The sequence below is a fragment of the Nocardioides baculatus genome, from assembly GCF_016735675.1.
Taxonomy (GTDB): domain Bacteria; phylum Actinomycetota; class Actinomycetes; order Propionibacteriales; family Nocardioidaceae; genus Nocardioides; species Nocardioides baculatus.
This window is the reverse complement of sequence record NZ_JAERSG010000001.1, coordinates 1122239-1145582: the sequence shown is the minus strand read 5'-3', so window position 1 is coordinate 1145582 and position 23344 is coordinate 1122239. Positions and strand designations below refer to the sequence as shown.

At 72.4% G+C, this 23344-nt stretch carries 24 protein-coding genes and 3 tRNA genes; 12 read left to right on the top strand and 15 right to left on the bottom strand.

Translation table 11 applies throughout. From position 1 onward, the window contains the following. Window positions 1-128: 128 nt before the first annotated feature. From JI751_RS05565 to JI751_RS05555, 3 genes are read left to right on the top strand one after another with little or no spacing between them, the layout of a single operon-like run. Window positions 129-992 (top strand): ATP-binding protein, encoded by an 864-nt coding sequence (locus tag JI751_RS05565; protein WP_307813856.1) that lies wholly within the window; start codon window positions 129-131, stop codon window positions 990-992. Further along, the gene (locus tag JI751_RS05560) at window positions 989-1378 is read left to right on the top strand and encodes a fluoride efflux transporter FluC (RefSeq protein WP_201934331.1); all 390 of its coding nucleotides are present in this window, start codon (window positions 989-991) and stop codon (window positions 1376-1378) included. The genes JI751_RS05565 and JI751_RS05560 overlap by 4 nt, the downstream gene beginning before the upstream one ends. Continuing rightward, on the top strand, window positions 1375-1710 hold the full coding sequence (locus JI751_RS05555) for a fluoride efflux transporter FluC (RefSeq protein ID WP_201934330.1): 336 nt from the start codon (window positions 1375-1377) through the stop codon (window positions 1708-1710). The genes JI751_RS05560 and JI751_RS05555 overlap by 4 nt, the downstream gene beginning before the upstream one ends. Window positions 1711-1757: 47 nt before the next feature. Here JI751_RS05555 and JI751_RS05550 read toward each other — a convergent pair whose 3' ends face one another. The 3 genes from JI751_RS05550 to JI751_RS05540 form a co-directional block, all read right to left on the bottom strand. Then, entirely contained in the window at window positions 1758-2111 is a 354-nt protein-coding gene (locus JI751_RS05550; protein WP_201934328.1) for a metallopeptidase family protein, read from the bottom strand. A 90-nt stretch (window positions 2112-2201) separates the two neighbouring features. After that, window positions 2202-2278: transfer RNA gene (locus tag JI751_RS05545), tRNA-Asp, on the bottom strand. 106 nt (window positions 2279-2384) lie between these two features. Further along, window positions 2385-2457: transfer RNA gene (locus JI751_RS05540), tRNA-Glu, on the bottom strand. A gap of 148 nt (window positions 2458-2605) precedes the next feature. On the opposite strand from JI751_RS05540, the gene JI751_RS05535 reads away from it, so the two are divergent. From JI751_RS05535 to JI751_RS05500, 8 genes are all read left to right on the top strand, one after another. Further along, window positions 2606-2998 (top strand): response regulator, encoded by a 393-nt coding sequence (locus JI751_RS05535; protein ID WP_201934327.1) that lies wholly within the window; start codon window positions 2606-2608, stop codon window positions 2996-2998. Window positions 2999-3251: 253 nt separating this feature from the next. Continuing rightward, the gene (locus tag JI751_RS05530; protein WP_201934326.1) at window positions 3252-4325 is read left to right on the top strand and encodes a cytochrome P450; all 1074 of its coding nucleotides are present in this window, start codon (window positions 3252-3254) and stop codon (window positions 4323-4325) included. Between the two features lie 12 nt (window positions 4326-4337). Next, window positions 4338-5687, top strand: coding sequence for a sensor histidine kinase (locus JI751_RS05525; protein ID WP_201934325.1), 1350 nt, complete (start codon window positions 4338-4340; stop codon window positions 5685-5687). A gap of 38 nt (window positions 5688-5725) precedes the next feature. After that, a tRNA-Phe gene (locus tag JI751_RS05520) sits at window positions 5726-5799 on the top strand. A 75-nt stretch (window positions 5800-5874) separates the two neighbouring features. Beyond that, window positions 5875-7107, top strand: a complete 1233-nt coding sequence (locus tag JI751_RS05515) for a glycosyltransferase (RefSeq protein WP_201934324.1) — start codon at window positions 5875-5877, stop codon at window positions 7105-7107. Then, window positions 7100-7759: a DapH/DapD/GlmU-related protein gene (locus JI751_RS05510; protein ID WP_201934322.1), complete on the top strand. Its 660-nt coding sequence runs from the start codon at window positions 7100-7102 to the stop codon at window positions 7757-7759. The genes JI751_RS05515 and JI751_RS05510 overlap by 8 nt, the downstream gene beginning before the upstream one ends. 19 nt (window positions 7760-7778) lie before the next feature. Beyond that, window positions 7779-9092, top strand: coding sequence for a hypothetical protein (locus JI751_RS05505; RefSeq protein ID WP_201934321.1), 1314 nt, complete (start codon window positions 7779-7781; stop codon window positions 9090-9092). A 112-nt stretch (window positions 9093-9204) separates the two neighbouring features. Then, window positions 9205-10299 (top strand): Glu/Leu/Phe/Val family dehydrogenase, encoded by a 1095-nt coding sequence (locus tag JI751_RS05500; RefSeq protein WP_236665554.1) that lies wholly within the window; start codon window positions 9205-9207, stop codon window positions 10297-10299. Window positions 10300-10516: 217 nt separating this feature from the next. Here JI751_RS05500 and JI751_RS05495 read toward each other — a convergent pair whose 3' ends face one another. From JI751_RS05495 to JI751_RS05445, 11 genes are all read right to left on the bottom strand, one after another. After that, entirely contained in the window at window positions 10517-10711 is a 195-nt protein-coding gene (locus tag JI751_RS05495) for a DUF3073 domain-containing protein (RefSeq protein WP_129427513.1), read from the bottom strand. 147 nt (window positions 10712-10858) lie between these two features. Next, on the bottom strand, window positions 10859-11941 hold the full coding sequence (gene purM, locus JI751_RS05490; protein WP_201934318.1) for a phosphoribosylformylglycinamidine cyclo-ligase: 1083 nt from the start codon (window positions 11939-11941) through the stop codon (window positions 10859-10861). Between the two features lie 33 nt (window positions 11942-11974). After that, complete coding sequence (gene purF, locus JI751_RS05485) at window positions 11975-13507, bottom strand: amidophosphoribosyltransferase (protein ID WP_201934639.1); 1533 nt, start codon at window positions 13505-13507, stop codon at window positions 11975-11977. Window positions 13508-13543: 36 nt separating this feature from the next. Continuing rightward, window positions 13544-14038 (bottom strand): (2Fe-2S)-binding protein, encoded by a 495-nt coding sequence (locus JI751_RS05480; protein ID WP_201934316.1) that lies wholly within the window; start codon window positions 14036-14038, stop codon window positions 13544-13546. A 19-nt stretch (window positions 14039-14057) separates the two neighbouring features. Then, entirely contained in the window at window positions 14058-16388 is a 2331-nt protein-coding gene (locus JI751_RS05475) for a molybdopterin cofactor-binding domain-containing protein (protein ID WP_201934313.1), read from the bottom strand. 167 nt (window positions 16389-16555) lie between these two features. Further along, on the bottom strand, window positions 16556-17593 hold the full coding sequence (locus JI751_RS05470) for an NAD(P)H-binding protein (RefSeq protein WP_201934311.1): 1038 nt from the start codon (window positions 17591-17593) through the stop codon (window positions 16556-16558). Between the two features lie 4 nt (window positions 17594-17597). Continuing rightward, entirely contained in the window at window positions 17598-18065 is a 468-nt protein-coding gene (locus JI751_RS05465; RefSeq protein WP_201934308.1) for an SRPBCC family protein, read from the bottom strand. After that, window positions 18065-19411, bottom strand: coding sequence for a dipeptidase (locus JI751_RS05460; protein WP_201934306.1), 1347 nt, complete (start codon window positions 19409-19411; stop codon window positions 18065-18067). Before JI751_RS05460 ends, JI751_RS05465 begins: the two co-directional genes overlap by 1 nt. A 37-nt stretch (window positions 19412-19448) precedes the next feature. Next, window positions 19449-20255 carry a GNAT family N-acetyltransferase gene (locus JI751_RS05455; RefSeq protein WP_201934304.1) on the bottom strand — a complete coding sequence of 269 codons (807 nt, stop codon included), beginning with the start codon at window positions 20253-20255 and terminating at the stop codon, window positions 19449-19451. A gap of 16 nt (window positions 20256-20271) precedes the next feature. After that, on the bottom strand, window positions 20272-20607 hold the full coding sequence (locus JI751_RS05450; protein WP_201934295.1) for a sterol carrier family protein: 336 nt from the start codon (window positions 20605-20607) through the stop codon (window positions 20272-20274). Window positions 20608-20616: 9 nt separating this feature from the next. After that, window positions 20617-21207, bottom strand: a complete 591-nt coding sequence (locus JI751_RS05445) for a winged helix-turn-helix domain-containing protein (RefSeq protein WP_201934292.1) — start codon at window positions 21205-21207, stop codon at window positions 20617-20619. Window positions 21208-21275: 68 nt separating this feature from the next. Between JI751_RS05445 and JI751_RS05440 the strand changes: the two genes are divergently transcribed. Beyond that, window positions 21276-22538 carry an MFS transporter gene (locus JI751_RS05440; RefSeq protein ID WP_201934289.1) on the top strand — a complete coding sequence of 421 codons (1263 nt, stop codon included), beginning with the start codon at window positions 21276-21278 and terminating at the stop codon, window positions 22536-22538. Here the strand turns inward: JI751_RS05440 and JI751_RS05435 are convergent. Continuing rightward, window positions 22535-23329 (bottom strand): alpha/beta hydrolase, encoded by a 795-nt coding sequence (locus tag JI751_RS05435; protein WP_236665553.1) that lies wholly within the window; start codon window positions 23327-23329, stop codon window positions 22535-22537. The genes JI751_RS05440 and JI751_RS05435 overlap by 4 nt on opposite strands. Window positions 23330-23344: the final 15 nt, after the last annotated feature.

Here is a 23344-nt window from a genome sequence, read left to right as displayed (position 1 = left end):
CTATCCACTCGGGGGGTAACCATCGCCCCACTGGACTGCCCACCCCCTCGAAAAGAGTCCCAGTGCCGCTGAGCTCCGAGTTGACCCTCGCGTCGTCGCCGCGCGCTGCGGCCGACGCCAGGCGTTGGGTGAGCGACGTCTTCGAGCGGCTGGAGCGCGACGACCTCGTCGAGTGCGCCGAGCTCGGCGTCTCCGAGCTGGTGGCCAACGCCGTCCTGCACGCCACCGCGCCCTTCAAGGTGCGGGTGCGCGGGACCGTCAGCCACCCCCGCATCGAGGTGATCGACGGGTCCACCAGCCCGCCCGTCCCACCGGTCCCGCTGGCGGGCGACGACCTCGACCTGCTGCTGACCTTCGGCCGCGGCCTGTCGATGGTGGCCCAGTGCGCGACCGCCTGGGGCGCCACGATCGAGTCCGACAGCAAGATCGTCTGGTTCGAGCCGGCCGCCCAGATGAGCGACGAGGGCGGCGCCGAGTGGGTGATCGACGTCCACGACCAGCACGCGCCCGAGCCGATCAGCGACACCGCGGTCGAGGTGCGGCTGCTCGGCCTCGACGTCCCGCTCTACTCCTCGCTCGCCCGCCAGTACCACGAGCTGCGCCGTGAGCTGCGGCTCCTGTCGCTGTCGCACCAGTCCGACTACCCGCTCGCCGGCGACCTCACCTCGATGTTCGCCAACTTCGAGCGCCAGTTCCCTGATGCCTTCAGCGAGCAGCTGCGCGCTGCCGAGCGCGACTCCCGCCCGCGCGTCGACCTGATCTTCCCGATGGTGCGCGAGGCCGGCCCGATCTTCGTGACGATGACCGAGATGTTCGACGTCGCCGACGCGTTCTGCCGGGCCGAGCGGCTGCTGTCGATGGCCCGCACCCCCGCGCAGCGCGCCCTCCAGAACTGGTTGCTGACCGAGCTCGTGCAGCAGCTCGGCGGGGCGAGCGCCCAGCCGTGGGACGCCCAGGGCCACACCAAGCCGTCCACCAGCCAGGTCGGGTGAGCGCACGCCGCACCGGCGCGGCCGGTCTCGTGGTCGTCGCGGTCGGCGGTGCCGTCGGCGCCCTCCTGCGCCTCGGGGTCGACACCGCGGCTCCGGACTCCCTCTTCCCGTGGCCCACGCTGGCCATCAACGTCGTCGGCGCGTTCGTCCTCGGCATGCTGCCGGCGCTGGCCGTCGTACGCCGTTCGCGCACCGTCGCGCTCTTCGTCGGTCCGGGCGTGCTGGGCGGGTTCACCACGGTGTCGGCGTGGGCCGGTCAGGTCCGCCGGCTCGCGGACGACGGCCATGCCGGGCTCGCCGGGCTGTGCCTGCTGGTGACCCTGGCCGCCGGCCTCACCGCGGCCGCCCTCGGCCAGCACCTCGCGCGTCGGGCTGAGCCGCAATGACGGCCCTGCTCGTCGCGCTCGGTGCCGCCGTCGGGGCACCCCTGCGCTACACGATCGGCCGGGCGCTCGACGGCCGGTTCCCGACCGGCATGCTCGTGGTCAACGCGCTGGGCTCGGGGCTGTTCGGGGTGTTCGCGGCGCTGTCCCTGGGCGACGCGGGCTGGGCGCTGCTCGGCACCGGCTTCTGCGGCGCCTTCACCTCCTTCTCGACCTTCGCGGTGCAGTCCGTCGAGCGACCGGCGCGCACCGCGACGGCGTACGTCGTCGCGACGGCGGTGCTGTCGATCGGCGCGTGTGCGGCCGGATGGAGCCTCGTCGGCGTCGTGGGCTAGACCACCGGACGGCAGGATCCGACGGCAGTCGACGACCTCCCGGGAGGTCAGCCCCAGCCGAGGGCGTGCAGCCGCGCGTCGTCGAGACCGAAGTGGTGGGCGACCTCGTGCACGACGGTGATCCGCACCTCCTCCTCGAGGTCCTCCACGGTGTCCGCCATGTCGAGGAGCGGGCCGCGGAAGAGCAGGATGCGGTCGGGCAGCTCGCCGGCATGGTTGGCCGGTCGCTCCGTGAGCGCGAGGCCGTCGTAGAGGCCGAGCAGGTCCGGGTCGTCGGCCGGGGCGTCCGCCTCGACGAGCACCACGACGTTGTCGACGAGCCGCGCGAGGTCGTCGGGAAGGCCGTCGAGCGCGCGGCCGACCATGGCGTCGAACGCGGCGGGGTCGAGGTCGATCGGCATGCGAACAGCCTAGGAGCCACGGTAAATGCGGCGATGTGGCCGAAATGCCACACAGGCTGAGCCTGGCGGCTCAGCCTGTGTGGCATGCGTTGGCGACCCCGACGGGACTCGAACCCGCGGCCTCCGCCGTGACAGGGCGGCGCGCTAACCAACTGCGCTACGGGGCCAGATGGACGAACTGTGTGGTGCCTGGGTGGTGCTGGTGAAGCGGGTGGAACTCTAACCCAAGGTCTTCCGGGACCACCAATCGGCGTCCGATCCCGACCCGGGTCGCACCCCCAACCGGATTCGAACCGGCGCTACCGCCGTGAAAGGGCGGGGTCCTGGGCCGCTAGACGATGGGGGCCAGCTTGCCTGGGCGAGCCCATCCAAGCGTCGACCAGCATAGAGGCAGCCGCCGCCACGCTCCCAACCACCGCCTCGAAGGGAGGTGCCGTCCGACACAGTGCCGGGAACAGGCGCGAAGTGTCGGTGGTCCTGACTACGCTTGGGCCGTGAGCACGGGGGCACGACAGCTGCGCTTCCTCGTTGTCGACGACAACGAGGACATCCGCGACGTGTTCTGCCGCCTCGTGGAGCGTGCCGGGCACGTCGCGTCGACGGCTGTCGACGGGCTGGAGGCGGTCGAGTGCCTCCAGCGTGAGACCTTCGACGTGATGCTCCTCGACCTCACGATGCCCCGGATGAACGGTGTCGAGGTGGTGCGCTGGATGCGGGACCACCCCAAAGTAGGTGCGTCGATGCGAGTCGTGGTCATCAGCGCCTGGGCAGGTGAGCACAGAGCGGCGCTCCAGGAGCTCGGAGTTGAAACTGTGATGCAGAAGCCGCTGCGGATTCAGCAATTGACTGATCTGATTGCGGAGACGCTGCCCGACCCTGAGTCCTGACTCCCGACCCTGACAGCTTCACGGGGGCCAGTTCTACGGGTGGTGTCGGGGCGTGCCCGTCCGGGCGCGCTTCTCGGCAATCCTCCTGGAGAAGAAATCATGATGAACCGCATCCGCACCCGCATCGAGTCCGCCCGCGCCAACAACCAGCTGCAGTCCTACTACCTGTGGCGCCCGGCCCCCGGCCGTCGCTGAACAGCTGGTCACGACGCGGACGTGACGCACACACAGTGATGCACGCACCGTGATGCACATGGACAGCGTCGAGTCGGCCGGCGGTCGGCTCGGCGCTGTCCTCTCAGCCCCACGCTCGGGGGCCGTCGCCCTCGGCCGCCACGGACCGTGGCTGGTCACCACCCCGGCTCTCGCGCGGCGGGTGCTGACCGACCCCGGCCGCTTCGACTTCCCCGGCGACGTCAGCCGCAGCGGCGACCTCTCGTCGAGCCGGGGCGCGACCCGCTCGGGACACGTCGTGTTCGCACCGCTGACCCCGGACGCGGTCGCGCGCGGGGTCGCCGTCCTCGACGGCGAGTGGGACGCCGCACTGGCCGAGCACGACCGGCGTGCTCCGGGTGAGGCGTACGACGCCATGGCGCTGCTGCGCCGTCCGGTGGCCCGCTCCACCGTGGCCGCGGTGCTCGACACCGACACCCGTACGCGCGACCTGGTCGCCGACCTCACGCTCGCCTGGATCGACTCCCTCGCCCCCGTCATCTCCGCACGCCGTCCGCCGGGGCGCTGGAGCCGCGTCCGCCGCGGCGAGCGCGACGCCCGCTTCGCCCTCGACGACGCCCTGTCCGCCGTGCCCGGCCTGCCGGCGCCCGCCGAGCAGGTGGCCACCGTGCTCGCCGCCGGGGTGCAGGTCCCGATCGCGGCGGGCGCCTGGCTGCTCGGCTGGATCGCCGCCCACCCCGCCGACCACGACCCGGTGCACGCCGTGTGGGAGACCTTGCGGCTGACGCCGCCGACCTGGATCACGGCCCGCATCACCACCGAGCCGGTCGACCTCGCCGGCACCGCGGTTCCGGCGGGGCGGGTCGTGCTGGTCAGCCCGCTGCTCCTCGGCCGGCTCGACGAGCTGGTGCCCGGTGACCCCGATGGCGGTTTCGACCCCACCCGGTGGGAGGACACGTCGCGCCGGCCGGGGGCCTGGCTGCCCTTCGGTGCCGGGCCCCACGCCTGCCCGGGGCGCACGCTCGGACTGGGACAGCTGGTCCACGTCGCGACGTGGGCCGGGCGCCACCGGCTGGCGCTCGCGGAGCACGTGAGAATCGACCAGAGCCGGGGCATCTCACCGCTACCGTGTCGTTTCACCGTTGTTTCCTGAGGGGAGACGCGCATGACCGAGCACCCCGCCCTGCAACCCCTGACCAGCGGGGGGCCCGTCTCCGCCTCGGCAGCGGCGATCGCCGCGCAGGTCGTCGACCAGCAGCTCGGCCTCGACGAGGCCCTCGGACGCGCGGTGGAGCACTTCCAGGCCGACGGCCGGGTGGAGATCGTGACCGTGGTGCTGACCAGCCTCGCCCCGGAGGATCCGACGGGCTGGACCCCGCTCGGCGGGCGCGCCTGGGTCCGTGAGTGGACGCCGCCGGGATCGACCCGCACGCTCCTGCCCCCTCCCGGCGCAGGTCCCGAGGCGGCCCTGACGATGCCCTGGCTCTCACGGCGCGGACGCGAGGCCATCATGGTGGTCCTGAGCGACCGGGAGCTCCTCACCCCCGATGCCGCGGAGGACCGGGGCCAGCTCGAGCGTGAAGGGGTCCGCAGCCTCGTCGCCGCCTCGCTGCGGTCGCGGAGCGAGATGTTCGGCAGCATTTCCCTCTCGAGCGACGCGGCAGGTCCGTGGCCCCAGCAGCTGCTCGACGACTTCCGGCTGCTCACTGCCGCGATCACCTCACGGCTCACGCTCGAGCAGGCCCGTCGGGCCCTCGCCGAGGCGATCGACGCAGGAGCCGAGGCGCAGCTGGGCTACCAGCAGCTCTTCGGCGCGGTCGGGCACGAGCTGCGTACGCCGATCTCGGCCGTGCTCGGCTACTGCGAGGGGCTGATCGACGACGCGCAGCACGGCACGCCCGACGAGCTGGTGTCCGGGATGCTGCGCGACGGCCCCCGGATCGTGCGGGCGTCGGAACAGCTGCTCGCCATCGTCGACAGCCTCCTCGGCGCCGGCCGCGCGCTGGCCAGCGACGACGCCCGCCAGCACGTGGGGGTCGCCGCCGCGCTGGCCGACGTCGTCCACTGGCACCGCACTCCCGCGGCGACCGCCCAGGTGGACATGACCGTCGACGTCGACCCCGACCTGACCGTGTGGGCGCACGCGTCCGGCGTACGCCAGGTCCTGACCAACCTGCTCGGCAACGCCATCACCCACCACCGTCCGGGCGGTGGCACGGTCCAGCTGTCGGCGGGCCGGCTGGTCGGCGAGAGCGGCCACCCGATGGTGCGGGTCATCGTGCGCGACGACGGTCCCGGCCTCGACGCCGACCAGATGGCCCACGTCTTCGAGCCCTTCGTCCGGTTCGCGGCCGACCGCACCGCGGGCACCGGCCTCGGCCTGTCGATCTCGCGCACCATGGCCGAGCGCGACGGCGGCGCGGTGCGCGGCGAGTCCGTCCCCGGCGTCGGATCGACGTTCTGGCTCGAGCTGCCGGCCGAGGCGCTCGCCTCGGTCCAGGCCGCGGCCGATTGAACCCGCACCATCGCGCTCATGTATCTTTGTCCCCGCTTGGGCAGGTAGCTCAGTTGGTACGAGCGATCGCCTGAAAAGTGATAGGTCGGCGGTTCGACCCCGCCCCTGCCCACAAGCACAGAAGGGCCCCGATCACGTCCCGGTCGGGGCCCTTCTGCGTGCGCGGGCCAACCCCTAGCATCTGCGGATGCGCATCCTCCTCGCGAACTCCGCCTTCCACCGGGTCGGCGGTAGCGAGACCTACCTGACGACCCTGGGCGAGAACCTGGTCCGGCTCGGTCACGACGTCAGGATCTACACGCGCGTCGCGGGCGACATGGCGATGCTCGCCCGCCGCCGCGGGATGGAGGTCGTCGACAGCGTCGACGACCTCGGCGCACCCGCGGATGCCGTCCTCGCGCAGGACGGCATCGTCGCCCACGACCTGGCCGCTGCCTGGCCGGACGTCCCGCAGGCGTTCGTGTGCCACAGCTCGCTCTTCGACGTGCAGCAGCCGCCGATCGTCCCGGGGATCACCGCCTCGGTGATCGTGCTCAACGACCGCGTACGACGACGGGTGGAGGCCCTCAACGCCGACCTGGACGTCGTACGCCTCACGCAGCCGATCGACACGCAGCGGTTCTCCCCCACCTCCGCCCCGAACCAGCGCCCGACGCGGGCCCTGGTCCTCAGCACCTACCTCGACGGCGCCCCGCGTCGGGCCCTCGAGGAGGCGTGGGGTCGGGCTGGCATCGAGCTCGTCTCCCTCGGCATCGACGAGGTCGACCTCGCGCCGGAGGTGCTGATGGGAACCGTCGACATCGTCGTCGGCAAGGGACGCGCGGTGCTCGAGGCGATGTCGTGCGGCCGGGCGGCCTACGTCTTCGACAGCTTCGGTGGCGACGGGTGGATCACGCCCGAGAGCTACGCGGCGGTCGAGGCCGACGGGATCACCGGCCAGCTCGGCGACCAGGGGCTCGACACCAGCCGCCTCGAGAGCGACCTCGCCGACTACAGCCCCGAGCTCGGACGACTCGGACGCGAGCTGGTCCTGCGGCACCACGACGCCCGCCGGCACGCGCACGACGTGCTGGACGTGCTGACCGGTCTCGGCGCCGGCCACGGGCGCCCCCCGACCCTGGAGTCGGAGGTGGGCCGCCAGATCCGCCTGCGGTGGAGCGCCGAGGCGGAGCTGTTCGGGCTGCGCGCCGAGATGCGACGGACCAACGCCCGGGCCGACAACCTCGAGGTCTGGGTCGCGGAGGAGGTCGAGCTCGCCCGCAAGGAGACGACCCACGCCCGCGACGAGCTCGCGACGGTGCTCGAGGAGCTGGAGAAGGTCCGTGAGCGCGTGGACGTCCTGACGGAGCGCAACCAGCGACTGCGTCGACGCCTGCGCCGGCTCGACCCGGAGGCCGACGCCGGGTCCGCCGATGACTGAGCTCCTGGCCTCGGACCGGGCGCCGTACCTGCTGGTCGCGCCCGACGTGGTGATCGGCACCGACGTCGAGATCGGCGCCCACGTGGTGCTGCACGCCGGCGTCGTGCTGGGCGACCGGTGCCGGATCGACGACGGGGCGGTCATCGGGCGGCGGCCCCGAATGGGCGGTCGCTCGGGCTCACCGGACGCCGCGGTCGCGCCCACCCTGGTCGGCGAGGACGTCGTCGTCGGGTGCCACACGGTGGTCAACGTCGGTGCCGTGCTGGGCGAGCGGAGCTGGATCGGCGACCACTGCCTGGTCCGCGAGGGCGCCCGGCTCGGTGTGGACGCCTCCATTGGGCACGCGTGCACGATCGGTCGCGACTGCGTCATCGGCGACCGCGTCCGGATGCAGGGCTACGTCGGCCTCGCCACCGGCGTCGTCGTCGAGGACGACTGCTTCTTCGGCGCCCAGGTGATCGTCAACGGCGGGCTGACGCTGGGCTCGCGACCCTCCGGACCACCCGTGCTGCGCCGCGGGGCGCGGGTCGGCAGCGGGTCGCAGGTCCTTCCCGGGATCGAGGTCGGCGAGCGCGCGGTCGTCGGCGCGGGGTCCGTGGTGGTCCACGACGTCGCCCCCGGAGTGACCGTCCGGGGCGTGCCCGCCCGCTGACCTGGGGCACGATGGGCGCGTGCTGCCTCGCGTCGATGTCGTCCGCCGGCTGCGGCCGATCGACCTCGTCGCCCCGGGCGCCGTTCACCTCGCGAGCGACGAAGGTGGCACCACGACGGTGCCGGTGGTCGCGCCCTACGTCGCCGCGACGTCGGCGGCGTCCGACGGTGCGACGCTGGCCCTGCACCTCGCGGGCGCCCGGCTCTCGGCCTCGCTCCGCGACGGGTCGGTCTCGCTCCGGGTGGGTGAGCAGGACCTCCGGAGCCGGAGGTTCCACCGGGCGGAGGCGCCCGCGCAGATCGGCATCTCGCTGACAGGGACGCACCTGACCGCGTGGAGCCTCGAGGCCGGCGCGTGGCAGGCCCGGGCCCGGCACGACCTGCGCGACACCCTCGACACCCGCGACGAGGCGGCGCTCGCCGACCTCCGGGTCGAGCTCCCGACCGGGGGCGGCACCGTCGGCGGGTTCGGCCAGCTCGGGCTGCGCGACGTCCGGTTCGTGACCGACGCCTCGGGCCGGCCGCTGCGCGAGGACGGCGCCCTGTGGCTGACCGCCACGTCCGCCGGGCCGGGCTTCTTCGACACCGCGCACACGAGCGTGTGGCGCCTCGAGGCCACGTCGCTGGACCTCCAGCACACCGGCGACCTCTTCTTCCGTCGTCCGGACCGCCCGGGCGTCTTCGGCGACCACGCGACCCACCTCGTCCGCGCCGACGACCGGTGGCTGGTGGCGACCAGCACGTGGGGGGACTTCGAGACACCGACGACGCGCTCCGGTCGTCGTACGCCGTCCGGGTTGCGGGTGACCCTCGCCGCGTCGGACGCCGACCTCCTGCGTGGCACCCACGTCCTCGACACCCGCGAGCTGCCGCTGCCGACCGACGGCCTGGCCTCGATCGCGACGTGGGACCCGCACCTCGTGCACCGTGACGGCGAGTGGCTGGTGGGCTTCGTCAGCGCGCGGAAGTTCTTCGACTTCCACCCGGCACTGGCCTCGGGTCCGGCGCTCGACGACCTGCGGCTGCGCGGTGCCGCGACCGACCGCACGTCGACGGAGGGGACGACGCTCGCGGAGGTCGACGGCCGGATGGTCGTGCTGGCCAGCGACGGACGTGACTCCCGGCGCGGCACGCGTGCACGGTTCCCGGTCTTCGACCTCGCCATGTCGGAGGTCGGTCTGCTCGACGCGCCCTACCCGACGAACCTGCCGTGGCCCTCGCTCGCCGAGGTCGACGGCGGCTGGCTGATGGCGACCTTCAACGGCCGCCGGGCCGGTGGCGACCTGCTCGGCTACGGCACCCACGGGGACCTCGTGGTGATGCGGTCCCAGTGATGCGGGCACCGTGATCCTGCGGCGATACGCTGGTCGTGACGGCGGTCACCACCCCTCGACCGCACCGACCAGGTCCGCACACCCCGCGGCCGCACCCACCAGAAAAGGACGCATGACCATGTCTGGAGCCGCCACTTCCGGCGTCGACGTCTTCGAGCTCGGAGCCACGCACGAGCAGGTCGTCTTCTGCAACGACAGCGCGACGGGCCTGCGGGCCATCATCGCCCTCCACTCCACGGCACTCGGCCCGGGCCTCGGCGGTACGCGGTTCTACCCCTACGCCAGCACCGATGACGCGATCGTCGACGTGCTCAACCTCTCGCGCGGGATGTCCTACAAGAACGCGCTCGCCGGCCTCGACCTCGGCGGCGGCAAGGCCGTCATCATCGGCGACCCGGCCGAGCTCAAGACCGAGGCGCTGCTGCGTGCCTACGGTCGCTTCGTCCAGTCGCTCAACGGCCGCTACTACACCGCCTGCGACGTGGGGACCTTCTCGGTCGACATGGACCACATCGCCCGCGAGTGCGACTACGTCACCGGCCGCACCGTCGCCCACGGCGGCGCGGGCGACAGCTCGGTGCTGACGGCGTACGGCACCTTCCAGGGCATGCGCGCCGCAGCCGAGCAGGTCTGGGGCGAGCCCACGCTCGCCGGTCGCACCGTCGGCATCGCGGGCGTCGGCAAGGTCGGGCGCCACCTCGTCCGCCACCTCATCGAGGACGGTGCGTCGGTCGTCGTCACCGACGTCTACGCCCCCTCGGTCGAGGCCATCCGCGCCGAGTACCCCCAGGTCACCGCCGTCGCCTCCACCGACGAGCTCGTCGCGAGCGAGATCGACGTCTACGCCCCCTGCGCCATGGGCGGCGCGATCAGCGACGAGGTGCTCGAGGTGCTCCGCGCCACGATCATCTGCGGCGCGGCCAACAACCAGCTCGCCCACCCGGGCATCGAGAAGCAGATCGCCGAGCGCGGGATCCTCTACGCCCCCGACTACTGCGTGAACTCCGGCGGCGTCATCCAGGTCGCCGACGAGCTCGAGGGCTTCTCCTTCGAGCGCGCCCAGCAGCGCGCCCGCGGCATCTTCGACACGACCCGCCAGGTCTTCGAGCTCGCCAAGGCCGACGGCATCACCTCCGCCGAGGCCGCCGACCGGCTCGCCGAGCGCCGGATGCGCGAGGTCGGCCGCCTGCGCGGCATCCACCTCTAGCGCCGAGCTGACGCTTGTGCACGCGGGGCGACCCTCGAGCTGACGCTTGTGCGCACGACGACGTGCATAAGCGTCACCTCGCCGGCTTCTGCGTGCACACAAGCGTCAGCTCGGCATCACGTGCGCGTGCACAAGCGTCAGCTCGGCGTCAGGGCGCGGTCGTACGCCGCCACACCCGGTCGCTCGGGTGGTGATCAGCTGCGATCGGTGCGGTCAGTCAGTCCGCACGTCGACTGCGGTCGGCATAGTCCGACCACTCGTCCTCGTCCGGCTCGACCTCGGTCGGCCGGGGATGAGAATTGTCATTGCCGTGCAGCTCGTTCGCCAGCGCCCCGAAGTCGGTCTCGTGAGTCCGGTACTTCAGGTCGCGTGCGACCTTCGTCTGCTTCGCCTTAGCTCGGCCGCGCCCCATAGGGTCGACCCCCTCGCACACTTGGCCGGGGCCGCCTGAGGCGCGCCCGGTCTGAACGGTCACATATCGTGAGGACAACGCTACCTGAGCGGTGGCTGTTCCCGCACACCAGATCCGGCATTTCGCGGATCGGGTCCGGATTCGGGCTCACCAGCCGGGGTGCTGGCCCTCCAGGAGCACGCGGCCGCCGTGGTCGTCGTCGAGGCGCACCTCTCCGGCCACCCACGCCCTGATGCCGTGGCCGGCCAGGACGGCGATCGCGGTGTCGACCGAGTCGGGGGCGGTCAGCGACACCATGCCGACCCCGCAGTTGAGCGTCGCCTCGAGGTCGGGCTGGGACACCGAGCCCACCCGGCGTACGACGTCGAAGACCGGCTGCGGCGTCCACGTCGAGCGGTCGAGCCGCACCGACACCTCGGCGGGGAGCACGCGCTCGAGGTTGGCGGCGAGCCCTCCGCCGGTCACGTGCGACATCGCGTGGGTCTCGGTGCGGTCGGCCAGGTCGAGGCAGGCCTTGGCGTAGATGCGGGTCGGCTCGAGCAGCTCCTCGCCGAGCGTGCGCCCGAAGTCGTCGACCTGACGGTCGACGGCCCAGCCGGCCTGCTGCAACAGGACGTGGCGCACGAGCGAGTAGCCGTTGGAGTGCAGGCCGCTGGCCTCCATCGCGATGACCACGTCGCCGGGGCGTACACGTCCGGGGCCGAGCAGCTTGCTCGCCTCCACGACACCCGTCGTGGCGCCCGCGACGTCGTAGTCGTCGGGGTCGAGCAGGCCGGGGTGCTCGGCGGTCTCGCCACCGATGAGGGCGCAGCCGGCGACGACGCAGGCCTCGGCGATGCCCTTGACGATGGCAGCGATCCGCTCGGGCACGACGCGACCGCAGGCGATGTAGTCGGTCATGAAGAGCGGCTCGGCGCCGCACACCACGAGGTCGTCGACGACCATGCCGACCAGGTCGAAGCCGATGGTGTCGTGGACGTCCATCAGCTGCGCGATCTGCACCTTGGTGCCGACGCCGTCGGTCGACGTCGCGAGCAGCGGGCTCTCGTAGCCCTTCAGCGCCGTGGCGTCGAAGAGCCCGGCGAAGCCGCCGAGGCCGCCGATCACCTCGGGGCGGCGAGCCTTGTCGACCCACCCCTTCATCAGGTCGATCGCGCGGTCGGCCGCCTCGATCGAGACCCCGGCTTCGGCGTAGGCCCCGGGAGAGGACTCGGTGGGCTGGTCGGTCACGGGGCTCCTCGGGAGACGGTGGCGGCGGGGCGATCAGGGGTTGTTGAGGACCGGGAGCGCGCGACCCAGGGTGGGCGACTGCAGCGTGGCCTCGAGCAGGTGCTTGCCGAGCAGGCTCTCGTCGGGGAGCTCGACGGGGTAGTCGCCGGTGAAGCAGGCCGTGCACAGCGTCTCGCGGGTCTGCTTGGTGGCGTCGATCATGCCCTCGAGCGAGATGTAGCCGAGCGTGTCGGCCCCGACGCTCGCCGCGATCTCCTCGGGCGTGAGGCCGTTGGCGATCAGCTCGGCGCGGGTGGCGAAGTCGATGCCGTAGAAGCACGGCCACTTCACCGGCGGGCTGGAGATCCGCACGTGCACCTCGAGCGCGCCCGCCTCACGCAGCATGCGCACCTGCGCGCGCTGGGTGTTGCCGCGCACGATCGAGTCGTCGACCACGACGATCCGCTTGCCGCGGATCATGTGCTCGAGGGCGTTGAGCTTGAGCCGGATGCCGAGCTGGCGCAGCGTCTGGCTGGGCTGGATGAAGGTACGTCCGACGTAGGCGTTCTTCACGAAGCCCTGCCCGAACGGGATGCCCGACTCCTCGGCGTAGCCGGCAGCGGCTGGCGTGCCCGACTCGGGCACCGGGATCACGAGGTCGGCCTCGACGGGGAACTCGCGGGCGAGCTGACGGCCCATCTCGACGCGGGACTCGTGCACGCTGCGGCCGCTGATCGTGGCGTCGGGGCGGGCGAGGTAGACGTACTCGAACACGCAGCCCTTGCGGTCGGCCTCGGCGAAGCGGTGGGAGCGCAGGCCGTTCTCGTCGATGACGACCATCTCGCCGGGCTCGACCTCGCGCACGACGCTGGCGCCGATCGTGGCGAGGGCGGCGTCCTCGCTGGCGACCACCCAGCCGCGGTCGAGGCGACCGAGCACGAGCGGGCGGATGCCCTGCGGGTCGCGGGCGGCGTAGAGGGTGCCCTCGTTCATCCAGACGAAGCAGAAGGCCCCGCGGACCTTCGGCAGGACCTCGAGGGCCCGCTGCTCGAGCGAGGTGTCGGGGTGGTGCGCCAGCAGCGCGGTGACGAGGCTGGTGTCGTTGGTCGAGGTCTCCACGTCGCGCGACTGGAGCGGCAGCTCGTCGTCGGGCCCGGGGAGGTCGCGCACCATCTGGGCGAGCTCGTGGGTGTTGATGAGGTTGCCGTTGTGGCCGAGCGCGATCGATCCGTCGACGGTGGGTCGGAAGGTCGGCTGCGCGTTCTGCCAGGTGGAGGCGCCGGTCGTGGAGTAGCGCGAGTGGCCGATCGCGAGGTGGCCCTTGAGCGACTCGAGCGTCGACTCGTCGAAGACCTGCGAGACCAGCCCCATGTCCTTGTAGACCAGGATCTGGCGGCCGTTGCTCACCGCGATGCCGGCGGACTCCTGCCCGCGGTGCTGGAGGGCGTAGAGCCCGAAGTAGGTCAGCTTGGCGACGTCCTCGCCCGGCGCCCACACCCCGAAGACGCCACAGGCGTCCTGGGGGCCCTGCTCCTGGGGGTCGAGCGCCGTGGTCAGGCGGCCGTCGCCGCCCGTACGCCTGCTCATCTCGTAGGGCACGACCCGCAGTCTACGGCCGCGGGATCACATCCTCGAAGCGCCGTCCGCGATCGCCTCGCGGATCCTCGTGTACGTCCCGCAGCGACAGATGTTGCGGATCGTGTCGAGGTCGGCGTCGGTGACCTGGCGACCCTCGGCCTTGACCCGGTTGACCAGCGCGACAGCGGCCATGATCTGGCCGGGCTGGCAGTAGCCGCACTGCACCACGTCGCGCTCCAGCCACGCCTCCTGCATGGGGTGCAGGCCGTTGGCGCCGCGCTGCTGCTCGGCCACCTCTCCCGGAAGCCCCTCGATCGTGGTGATCTCGTCGTCGCTCGACAGCTTGCCGACCGGCACGGCGCACGGGTTGAACGCCTTGCCGTTGACGTGGGACGTGCACGCCTTGCACACGTTGATCCCGCAGCCGTACTTCGGGCCGGTGATCCCCAGCAGGTCACGGAGGACCCACAGGAGGCGTACGTCGTCCTCGACGTCGACCGTGACGCGCTCGCCGTTGACGATGAAGGTCTGCTCTGGCATGTCGGTGCTCCTCAGCGATTCAGGACGTGAGCTCGAGGCCGTTGTCCGGCGACTGCGGGACGGGCGGGACGAACGACTTGGGCTCGAACGAGAGCTGGTCGTGGTTGATCGGGAACTGCGTCGGCATGGTGCCGGTCGCCCGGGCGTACGCACAGGCCACGGCGGCGAACGTCGCGGCGACGCCTGCCTCCCCGGCGCCACCGGGCACCTTCTCCTCCGACGGGACCACGATCACGCGGACGTCGGGCGGGGTGTTCCACTGGCGCGTGTAGAAGTAGTTGTCCCAGCTGGCCTCGAGGAAATGGCCGTCGCGCAGGTGGAGGCTGGACGTCAGCGCCAGGGCGATGCCGTCGTTGATCCCGCCCTGCATCTGCGCCTCGAGCCCACGCGGGTTGATGGCGAGGCCGACGTCGATGGCGAAGGTGACGCGGGTGACGCGCGGGCCGGTGACCGCGTCGCGGATCTGCCGTCCGGTGGTCGCGGGCCGGGTGTCGATCTCCACGAGGCAGGCCGAGACGCCCTTGTACTCCTTGTGGATCGCGATGCCCTGCGCCGTGCCGGCCGGCATCGAGCGCCCCCACTCGCCCGCCTGGGCGACGGTGTCGAGGACCGTCAGGAGCCGTTCGTTGCGCTGGAACTTCCGGCGGAACTGGTAGGGATCCATCTTCATCTTCGCGGCGAGCCGGTCGACGACGAGCTCGCTCGCGACCCGGACGTCGGGCGAGTAGATGTTGCGCATCGACCCGGTGTTGAAGCGGTCGTCGGTCTCGACGAGCGTCTGCGTCACGGCGCCGAAGTCGTAGGGCACCTCCTGGGTCAGCGCGAAGATCGTCTCGGCGAAGCCGAGGTTGCCGACTCCGGCCGGGAGGTCCGCGGCGGCGGCGGTGATGATCTCGCCGAGCCCGTGGCGGAAGTCGGTCTCGACGCACGTCAGCGACTGGTTGAACGCCAGCACGTTGGTGCCGCTGACCGTGGCCTGGACGCGACAGGTGCCCAGCGGGTGCGTACGCCCGACGCGGGCGTCGTCGGCGCGGTGCCACATGAGCTTGACCGGGGCGCCCATCTCCTGCGAGATCTCCGCGGCCTCGAGCGCGCCGTCGAAGAAGAGCCGCCGGCCGAAGGACCCGCCCGCGGTGACGACATTGACCTTCACCTTGTCCTGGCTCATGCCGAGCTTCTCGGCGATCCGCTGCTGCGCGACGATGGGCGACTTGAGGCCCGCCCAGATCGTCGCGCCGTCGGGGCGCACGTCGGCGATCGCGCTGTTGGTGTCCATCGGCGAGTTGCTGCGGAACCAGAAGGTGAAGTCGCCCGAGACGGTCTGGGCGAGCGGGGTGTCGGGCAGCTTGGGCATCGGCAGCTGTGCCGCGCGGACCTTGCGCAGGATCGTCGCGTCGCTCTCCCCCGCGACCGGTCCGGCCTTCCACACCACGTCGAGGGCGCGGACGGCGTCGATGCACTGGCCGAACGTCGCTGCCCTCACGGCGACGCCGGTGCTCACCTGCGCGACGTGGGTGACACCGGGCATCGCCTCGACCTGCGCCTGGTTGCGTACGGACACCGGGGTGCCGTTGAGCGTGGGCGCCCGGCACACCATGGTGGGCAGGGCGTCGGGGACGGCGAGGTCGGTGGTGAACTCCTTCTGGCCGGTGACGGCTGCCAGCGCGTCCACCCGGTTGGTCGGCGTGCCGATGACGCTGAACTCGGCCTCGCTCTTGAGCTCGACCTCGACGGCCCGGCTCCCGACACTGCCGGCGGCCTTGACGGCCAGATCGCCGTAGGTGACCGACGAGCCGTCGCGCGCCGTGATGACGCCGCCCTTGGCGACCAGCCCGGCGACGGTGTCGCCCAGCACGATCGCGGCGGCGTCGAGCAGCGCGGCCCGTGCCACGGCAGCGGCGACCCGGATCGGGGTGTACGTCGCGATGGTGGTGTTGGAGCCGCCGGTGAGCTGGTTGAAGAGCAGCTCGGGTCGCGCCGGCGCCAGGGTCACCCGGACCCGGTCGACGGGCAGGTCGAGCTCCTCGGCGATCAGCATCGCGGTCGAGGTGGTGATGCCCTGGCCGACCTCGGCGCGCGGCAGCTCGAAGCCGGCCGTGCCGTCCTCGTTGATCGTGACGGTGATCAGGTTGGCGGTCGGCCGGGCGGCGTCGGTGAGCATGTCGTTGAGGTCGTAGAGCTCGGCCGGCTGCGGCAGCGTCGGGACCTCCGCGCTCGCGGCCGGGGTGTCGAGCACGAGGTCGGCGGCAGCCACGAGGGTGGCACCGCCGATCACGTAGCCGACGAACCGCCGGCGGTCGACGGCGAGCGGAGTCGCGTCATGAGCCTGGGCGTCGTGGGGGTGGGGCACCGAGCCACCTCGATCGGTCGCCTCCGGCAACCTGCCGGAGAGGAGGTCCCTCCCCAGGAACGACGACCACTGTGACAGTCATGCTGTCAGCGTTCAAGGTCTGTCCCACCTTGCGATACCTGAGGACGTGTGGACGGATCCCGAGGCCGTCGGCGTACGCCGTGTCCTCAGGTACCGAGGACGGAGCGCACGCGGTGGAGGGCGAGCCGAGCCGCGGCGCGGGTGGTGGCCGGCATCGGGAGGGCGTCGAGCAGGCGGTGGGGCCGGGTCCAGGCGGGGTCCGAGGGCAGCGCGGCCTCCGGGCCGGCGTACGCCGGATCGCTCGCGCGCTCGACCGCCTCGGCGAGCCCCAGCAGGAGGCCTCCCTCACGCGGCGACCAGGTGTCGCCGTCGCGGCAGACCATGTCGTGGTGCAGCGACTCGATCAGCGACGTGACCGTGTGGAACGGCGCGGTGGTGGCCAGCGCCGTACCGAGGCCGACCAGCCCCGCGGGCGCGACCGGCACGGGGACCCGGAGCCGGGTCAGACCGGTCCCGCGGCCACATGCGCCCATCAGGGCGGGGTAGGTGACGATGTCCGGCCCCCCGATGTCGACGGCGCCGCGTGGTCCGTCGTCGTCGAGCGCCTCGCCGATCGCACGCAGCACGTCGGACACCGCGATCGGCTGGACGCGGTGGTGCATCCAGAGCGGGACCGGCTGCACCACGAAGAGCGTGGCGATCTGGCGGATGATCTCGAACGACGTCGACCCCGCCCCGATGACGACGCCGGCCCGCAGCGCGGCGGCCTCCGCGGTCGTGCCGAGGAGGATCCGCTCGACCTCGAGGCGGCTGGAGATGTGGGCGGAGAGCTCGCTCTCGGGAGCGTCGGGCACCAGGCCGGACAGGTAGACGAGGCGGCGTACGCCGTGCTCGTCGACCGCCGCCGCCACCGTCTCGGCGCCCAGCCGGTCGCGGTCGGTGAAGTCACTGCGCTGGAGCGAGTGGACGAGGTAGACGACGGCGTCGACGCCCTCGACCGCGGCGGCGACGGACCCGGCGTCCGTCACGTCGCAGCGGACCGCCTCGACCCGCTCGTCCCAGCCGAAGCGGTCGGGGTCGGGCGGCGAGGAGGACGCCGCGACCGCCTCGTGGCCGAGGTCGAGCAGGTGCGGGACGAGGCGCGAGCCGACGTAGCCGGTGGCGCCGAGGACGAGGACCTTCACGCGCTCACGCCTCGCCGAGGTGCTTGAGGAGGTTGCGGGAGAAGACGGCGCCCATGTGCTTCACGACGCTGGCCATCACCCGCTCGACGGCCGGGCGCGCGAGGCCGGGCAGCGGGAGGTTGCAGGCGATCTCGAGGTCGATGCCCACGTCGGTGCCGCCGCCGGCGTGGTCGGACAGGACGTAGGTGCCCTCGACCGCCGTCATCTCGTCCGTGCGCGCCGGGTCGTGGGAGAACTCGATCCGCTCCTCCGGGTGCAGCGACATCACCTCGGTGAAGGTCGGGGCGACCGAGATCCCGAGCACGGGGATCGTGCCCATCCGCCACACCCACCGGTCACCGTCGACGGTGATCGAGGTGACGTAGGGCGTGAACCTCGCCATCAGGTCGGCGTCGGTGAGCGCAGCCCAGACCTCGCTCCGAGGTGCCTGGATCACCGCGGAGGACCGGTCGCGCGCGCGGAAGGTCGCCATCAGCGGGGCAGGTCGCCGAGGTTGCGCAGCAGGAACGCCTCGGCCTTGACGACCTTCTCGAACTCGGCGAGGTGGAGGCCCTCGTTGGCGCCGTGGGCGCGGGTGTCGGGGTCCTCGACGCCGGTGACGAGCACGCTCGCCTGCGGGAAGGCCTCGAGGAACTCCGCGATGAAGGGGATCGAGCCACCGACGCCCATGTCGACCGGGGCGGTGCCGTCCCAGGCCTCGGCGAACGCGGCGCGCGCGGCGTCGTACGCCGGTCCGCTCGCGTCGATCTGCGTGGCCTCGCCGGTGTCGACGACGGTCGTGGAGAGCGTCGCACCCCACGGGACGTGCTTCTCGAGGTGGGCCTGGAGGGCCTGGACGGCGTTGGCGGTGGTGTCGCCGGGCGCGATGCGGAGGCTGATCCGGCAGCGGGCCGCCGGGACGAGGGTGTTGGACGCGCCCTCGACCTTCGGTGCGTCGAGGCCGGTGATCGAGAGGGCCGGCTGGGTCCAGAGCCGCTCGACGACACTGCCGGTGCCGATCCACTCGATGCCCTCGGCGGCACCGGACTCGGCCCGGAGGCGGGCCTCGGGGTACTCCACGTCGGCCGCCGGACCGGAGTGGAGGCCCTCGATCGCGACGCTGCCGTCATCGTTGTTGAGGCTGGCGATCAGGCGGCTGAGCGCCATGATCGAGTCGGGGACGAGGCCGCCCCACATGCCGCTGTGCACGGCGTGGGTGAGCGTGCGGACCTCGACGTCCATCCGCACCAGGCCACGGAGGCTCGTGGTGAGGGCGGGCTCGCCGATGTCCCAGTTGCCGGAGTCGGCGATGACGATGACGTCGGCGGCGAGGCGCTCCTTGTGGGCCTCGAGCAGCTCGACGAGGGTGTCGGAGCCGACCTCCTCCTCGCCCTCGATGAACATCACCAGGTTGACCGGGAGGTCGTCGCCGAAGATCCGGACCGCGCCGAGGTGGGCGGCGATGCCGGCCTTGTCGTCGGCAGCCCCGCGTCCGTAGAGGCGGTCGCCGCGCTCGGTGGGCTCCCACGGCGGGGAGTCCCAGTCGGCGTGGTCGTTCTCCGGCTGGACGTCGTGGTGGGCGTAGAGCAGGACGGTCGGCGCGCCCTCCGGGCCGGCCTTCCTGGCGATCACGGCCGGCGGAGCACCGTCGTGTGCCCGCACGATCTCGGCGTCGAAGCCCTCGGCCGCGAAGAGGTCGCGCGTCGCCTCGGCACTGCGCTCGACCTCGCCGGCGCGCGCCGGGTCGGCGGACACCGACTCGATGCGGACCAGGTCCTCCAGGTCGCGGCGGATGCCGGGCATGACCTCGGCGAGACGGGCGGGGATGTCGATGCTCATGCGGCCAGCCTAGGACGAGGGCGGGACGCCCTAGCCCTCAGGCGTTCATCGACGCCCAGTCGCCGGTGCGCTTCTCCATCATCAGCTGGCGCTCGACGTCGGTGAAGCCGAGGCGCCGGTAGATCCCGATCGCCTCGCCGTCGGTGTCCGCGACGATCACGAGGGTGCGTACGCCGAGCTTCTCCAGGCCGTGCCGGCCGGCCGCGTGGACGACCGCCGCGGCGAGCCCCCGGCGCCGGTGGTCGGTGTGCGTCTCGACGCTCTGGTAGCGCGCGACGCCCTCCTCGGTGACGAAGATGCCCGCCGTCGAGACGAGCGCGCCGTCGACGAAGGCGCCGAACCGGGTGCCGCGTCCGGCGTCGACGAGCCGCCGCTCCTGCGTGTTCTTCTGGCGCGCGTAGGTCATGAACGTGTCCTCGGGCGTGTTCGGGTAGAGCTGCTGGCTCAGCCGGGCCCGCGCCTCCCAGTCGTCGTCGCCGGCGAGCTCGCGGATCTCCGCCTCGACCTCGCGCGGCGCCGTCAGCGCCGAGGCGGTCAGCACGGTGGCGACGTCGACCGTCATGCCGGCCGCCTCGAAGGCGGCCCGCGCCTCGTCGGCGAGTTCCGCGGTGTCGATCCCGATGCTGACGTGGTCGGCCAGCGGGAACTCGGTGTGGAACGCGCCCACGACCTCCTTCTCGCCGCCCGGCACCGGCGGCCGCGCGAGGAGGATGAAGTTGCCCCAGAAGTAGGACGGGTTGTCCGGCGAGCGGACGACGAGGTGCGTCCCGCGGTCCTCCACCACGCTGCCCGAGGAGGTCAGCAGGGCCAGGTCGGTGCGGAATCCGAGGGAGCTCACGTGCATGGTGCGGAGGCTAGTCCTAGGTGAGCGGGAGGTAGGCCGAGAGGTCGGTGCGCTCGCCGCTGGCGACGACCTTGCCGCTGTCGACCGCCTCGTGCCAGCTCGTACGGCCGGTGGCCACGGCCAGCCAGGTCTCGGCATCGGTCTCGACGACCGCCGGCGGCGTGCCGCGGGTGTGGCGGACGCCCGGGACCACCTGCACGGCCGCGAACGGCGGGACGCGCACCTCGACCGACTTGCCGGGCGCGCGCTGCTCGAGGACTGCGAGGTAGTGCTTCACGAGGGCCTTGGTGTCCGAGGCGGCGTCGGCGCTCACCAGCTCGTCGGGACTCAGGACCTTCAGGCGTGCGGGCACGGGTCGAGGCTAGTCGGACGCCGACGTGTCGGGCTGGGGCAGCAGCATCGCGTGGAAGGCGTACGTCGTCCGGCCGTCGTCGCGACCGCGGTTGCGCTCGGTCCAGCGCTGGACCAGCTCGGAGACCTCGGCGGACAGCTGCGCCGCCTCGTCCTTCGTCAGCCGCACGGCGGAGTCCATCGTCGAGCGGTGCGTCTCGGGCGCGCGGTCCTGGCCGTAGGCCGCCTCGACGAGCTGGTGCGCGTAGCCCGCCGCGTTGCGGAGGAAGACCGTTGCCGCCGCCTTGCCGCCCGGCTCCCTCTCCAGCGCACCGACGTCGATGCTGAGGCTGCCGTCGTCCGCGGACCTCCAGACCCGGTCGCGCTGGTCGCGGGCCGCCTCGGGGGCCTCCTCGATCAGGCCGTACTTGGCGAGCTGGCGGAGGTGGAAGCTGGCCTGGTTGGCCGGGATCCCCAGCTCCCGGGCGAGGTCGGCGGCTCGCATCGGCCCGCCGGCCGAGAGCTCGGTGAGGATCCGGTTGCGCACGGGGTGGGCGATCGCCCGCAGCACGCGCGGGTCGTGCACCGTCCCCTTGTTCGCTCTGCTGTCGTCATCCGCCATGCGCCCACCCTAGCAAGTTCCGCACGCACTATTGCGCAAGTAGTATTGCGCAACATAAGGTGCGGGTTATGACCTCCTACCGCTCGCTCTCCCGCAACCGCGACTTCACCGCGCTCTGGACGGGCGAGGCGATCAGCCAGCTCGGCAGCGCCGTGAGCATGTTCGCCTTCTCCCTCGTGGGCTACGCCCTCACCGGCTCGGCGATGCTGGCCGGCCTGCCGACCGCCGCCTTCATGCTCGGCATGGTCGCCGCCCTCCTCCCGGCCGGCGTCGTGGTCGACCGCACCGACCGCAAGCGACTGATGATGCTCGCGAGCGGGTCCGGCTCGATCGTCTACGGCCTGGTCGCCGTCGCCGCGCTGATGGGCGAGCTGCGGTTGTGGCACCTCGTCGTGGCCGCGCTGCTCACCGGGGTCGGCACCGGCGTCTTCGGCCCGGCCGAGGCGTCGGCGGTCCGCTCGGTCGTCACCCGCGACGAGCTGCCGTCCGCGCTCAGCCAGAACCAGGCGCGTCACCACGTCGCCGCGCTCGTCGGCGGCCCGCTCGGTGCCTTCCTGGTAGGGCTGGGCAAGGCGATGCCGTTCGTCTTCGACGCGGTCTCGTTCGCGGTCTCGTTCGTCACGCTGTCGCGGATCCGTACGGACCTCTCGCCGCAGGGCGACCGCGCCCCGAGCAACGTGCGCGCCGACCTGGTCGAGGGCCTGCGCTACGTGCTCGGCCGCCCCTACTTCCGCACGATGATGGCCTTCGCCGCGACCAGCAACCTCGCGGTCAACGCGGTCTTCTTCGTCGCGATCATGAGCCTCGTGCAGGACGGCGTGCACCCCGGCGCGATCGGCGTGATCGACATGCTGGCCGGCCTCGGCGGCATCCTCGGCGCCCTCGTCGCCCCGCGGATCATCGACCGCGTGCCGACGGGTCTGCTGACCCTCGCCGTCGCCTGGAGCTGGGTGCCGCTGCTGGTGCCGCTGCTCTTCTGGGGCTCGCCGCTGGTCGTCGGCGCGGTGCTGTTCCTCGGCATCCTGCTCAACCCCGCCGGCAACGCCGGATCGCAGGCCTACCGGATGGCGATCACCCCGATGCACCTCCAGGGCCGGGTGGCGTCGTCGATGCAGTTCGTCGGCCTGTCCCTCATGCCGCTCGCGCCGATCCTCGGCGGCGTGCTGCTCGAGCACCTCGGCGGCCGCGCCGCGACCATCGGGCTGCTGGCCCTGGTGACGATCAGCGCGCTGATCCCGACGGCGAGCGCGACCGTACGCGCCATCCCGCGCCCCGCCGCCTGGCCCCGGCTCGAGGAGGAGCCCACCCGCCCGCTGGCGGCAGCCGCCTAGGCAGGCGCGATCCGGTCGAGGACCTCCACGCAGGCGGCCCAGGCGTCGCTGGTCGGGTCGATGACGCCGAAGTGCCCACCGGTCACCTCGACCAGCGTGGCGTCGGCACCGGCGGCGGTCGCGGCCTCGACGTAGGTCGTCGACTGGCTGAAGGGCACGATGTCGTCGTCGGTCGCGTGGACCGACCACATCGGGACGTCGAGCGGCACCTGGTTGAGCGGGTCCACCTGGTCGTACGCCGTCTCGCCGGCGTCGCCGAGGAACGCCTGCGCGGCGTCGGCGCCGAGGCCGTCCGCGACCGCGGCCTCGAGGTCGAGCACCCCGGCCTGGCTGACGACGTGGGTGAGCGCCGGGCCGTCGGCCCAGCGCTCGAAGCGACCACGCGCGGCAGCCCAGGTGGCGAGGTGGCCGCCGGCGGAGTGGCCGAGGGTGATCACCGGCCCGTCCACGTGGGTCGCCACGGCGCCGATCGCGGCGTGGATGTCGTCCAGGGTCTCGGGGAAGCCGCCGCCGTTGCCGACCCGGCGGTACTCCACGTTGGCCGCGGTCCACCCGCGCCCGACGAGGTCCTCGGCGAGCGGGGCGCCGTACTCCGCGCCGTACTGCGCCTTCCAGAAGCCGCCGTGGATGACCACGACCAGCCCACGGCTGTCGCCGTCGGGCGTGTGCACGTCGACCCACTGGCTCGGGTCGTCGCCGTAGGCGATCCGCTCGGCCGAGGTGCCGCCGGACTCGCTCACCGGACTGTCGGGCACGGCGGACTCCTCGGAGCAGGCACTGAGCAGGGTCATCGGGACGAGCCCGAG

Bases quoted from the DNA above. Each gene is read 5' to 3' on its own strand.
- JI751_RS05530 (WP_201934326.1), top strand. From the start codon at position 3,252: ATGGACAGCGTCGAGTCGGCCGGCGGTCGGCTCGGCGCTGTCCTCTCA.
- JI751_RS05480 (WP_201934316.1), bottom strand. From the start codon at position 14,038: ATGCCAGAGCAGACCTTCATCGTCAACGGCGAGCGCGTCACGGTCGAC.
- JI751_RS05550 (WP_201934328.1), bottom strand. From the start codon at position 2,111: ATGCCGATCGACCTCGACCCCGCCGCGTTCGACGCCATGGTCGGCCGC.
- JI751_RS05445 (WP_201934292.1), bottom strand. From the start codon at position 21,207: ATGGCGGATGACGACAGCAGAGCGAACAAGGGGACGGTGCACGACCCG.
- JI751_RS05500 (WP_236665554.1), top strand. From the start codon at position 9,205: ATGACCATGTCTGGAGCCGCCACTTCCGGCGTCGACGTCTTCGAGCTC.
- JI751_RS05460 (WP_201934306.1), bottom strand. From the start codon at position 19,411: ATGAGCATCGACATCCCCGCCCGTCTCGCCGAGGTCATGCCCGGCATC.
- JI751_RS05495 (WP_129427513.1), bottom strand. From the start codon at position 10,711: ATGGGGCGCGGCCGAGCTAAGGCGAAGCAGACGAAGGTCGCACGCGAC.
- JI751_RS05440 (WP_201934289.1), top strand. From the start codon at position 21,276: ATGACCTCCTACCGCTCGCTCTCCCGCAACCGCGACTTCACCGCGCTC.
- JI751_RS05435 (WP_236665553.1), bottom strand. From the start codon at position 23,329: ATGACCCTGCTCAGTGCCTGCTCCGAGGAGTCCGCCGTGCCCGACAGT.
- JI751_RS05455 (WP_201934304.1), bottom strand. From the start codon at position 20,255: ATGCACGTGAGCTCCCTCGGATTCCGCACCGACCTGGCCCTGCTGACC.
- purF (WP_201934639.1), bottom strand. From the start codon at position 13,507: ATGAGCAGGCGTACGGGCGGCGACGGCCGCCTGACCACGGCGCTCGAC.
- JI751_RS05555 (WP_201934330.1), top strand. From the start codon at position 1,375: ATGACGGCCCTGCTCGTCGCGCTCGGTGCCGCCGTCGGGGCACCCCTG.
- JI751_RS05510 (WP_201934322.1), top strand. From the start codon at position 7,100: ATGACTGAGCTCCTGGCCTCGGACCGGGCGCCGTACCTGCTGGTCGCG.
- JI751_RS05515 (WP_201934324.1), top strand. From the start codon at position 5,875: ATGCGCATCCTCCTCGCGAACTCCGCCTTCCACCGGGTCGGCGGTAGC.
- JI751_RS05465 (WP_201934308.1), bottom strand. From the start codon at position 18,065: ATGGCGACCTTCCGCGCGCGCGACCGGTCCTCCGCGGTGATCCAGGCA.
- JI751_RS05525 (WP_201934325.1), top strand. From the start codon at position 4,338: ATGACCGAGCACCCCGCCCTGCAACCCCTGACCAGCGGGGGGCCCGTC.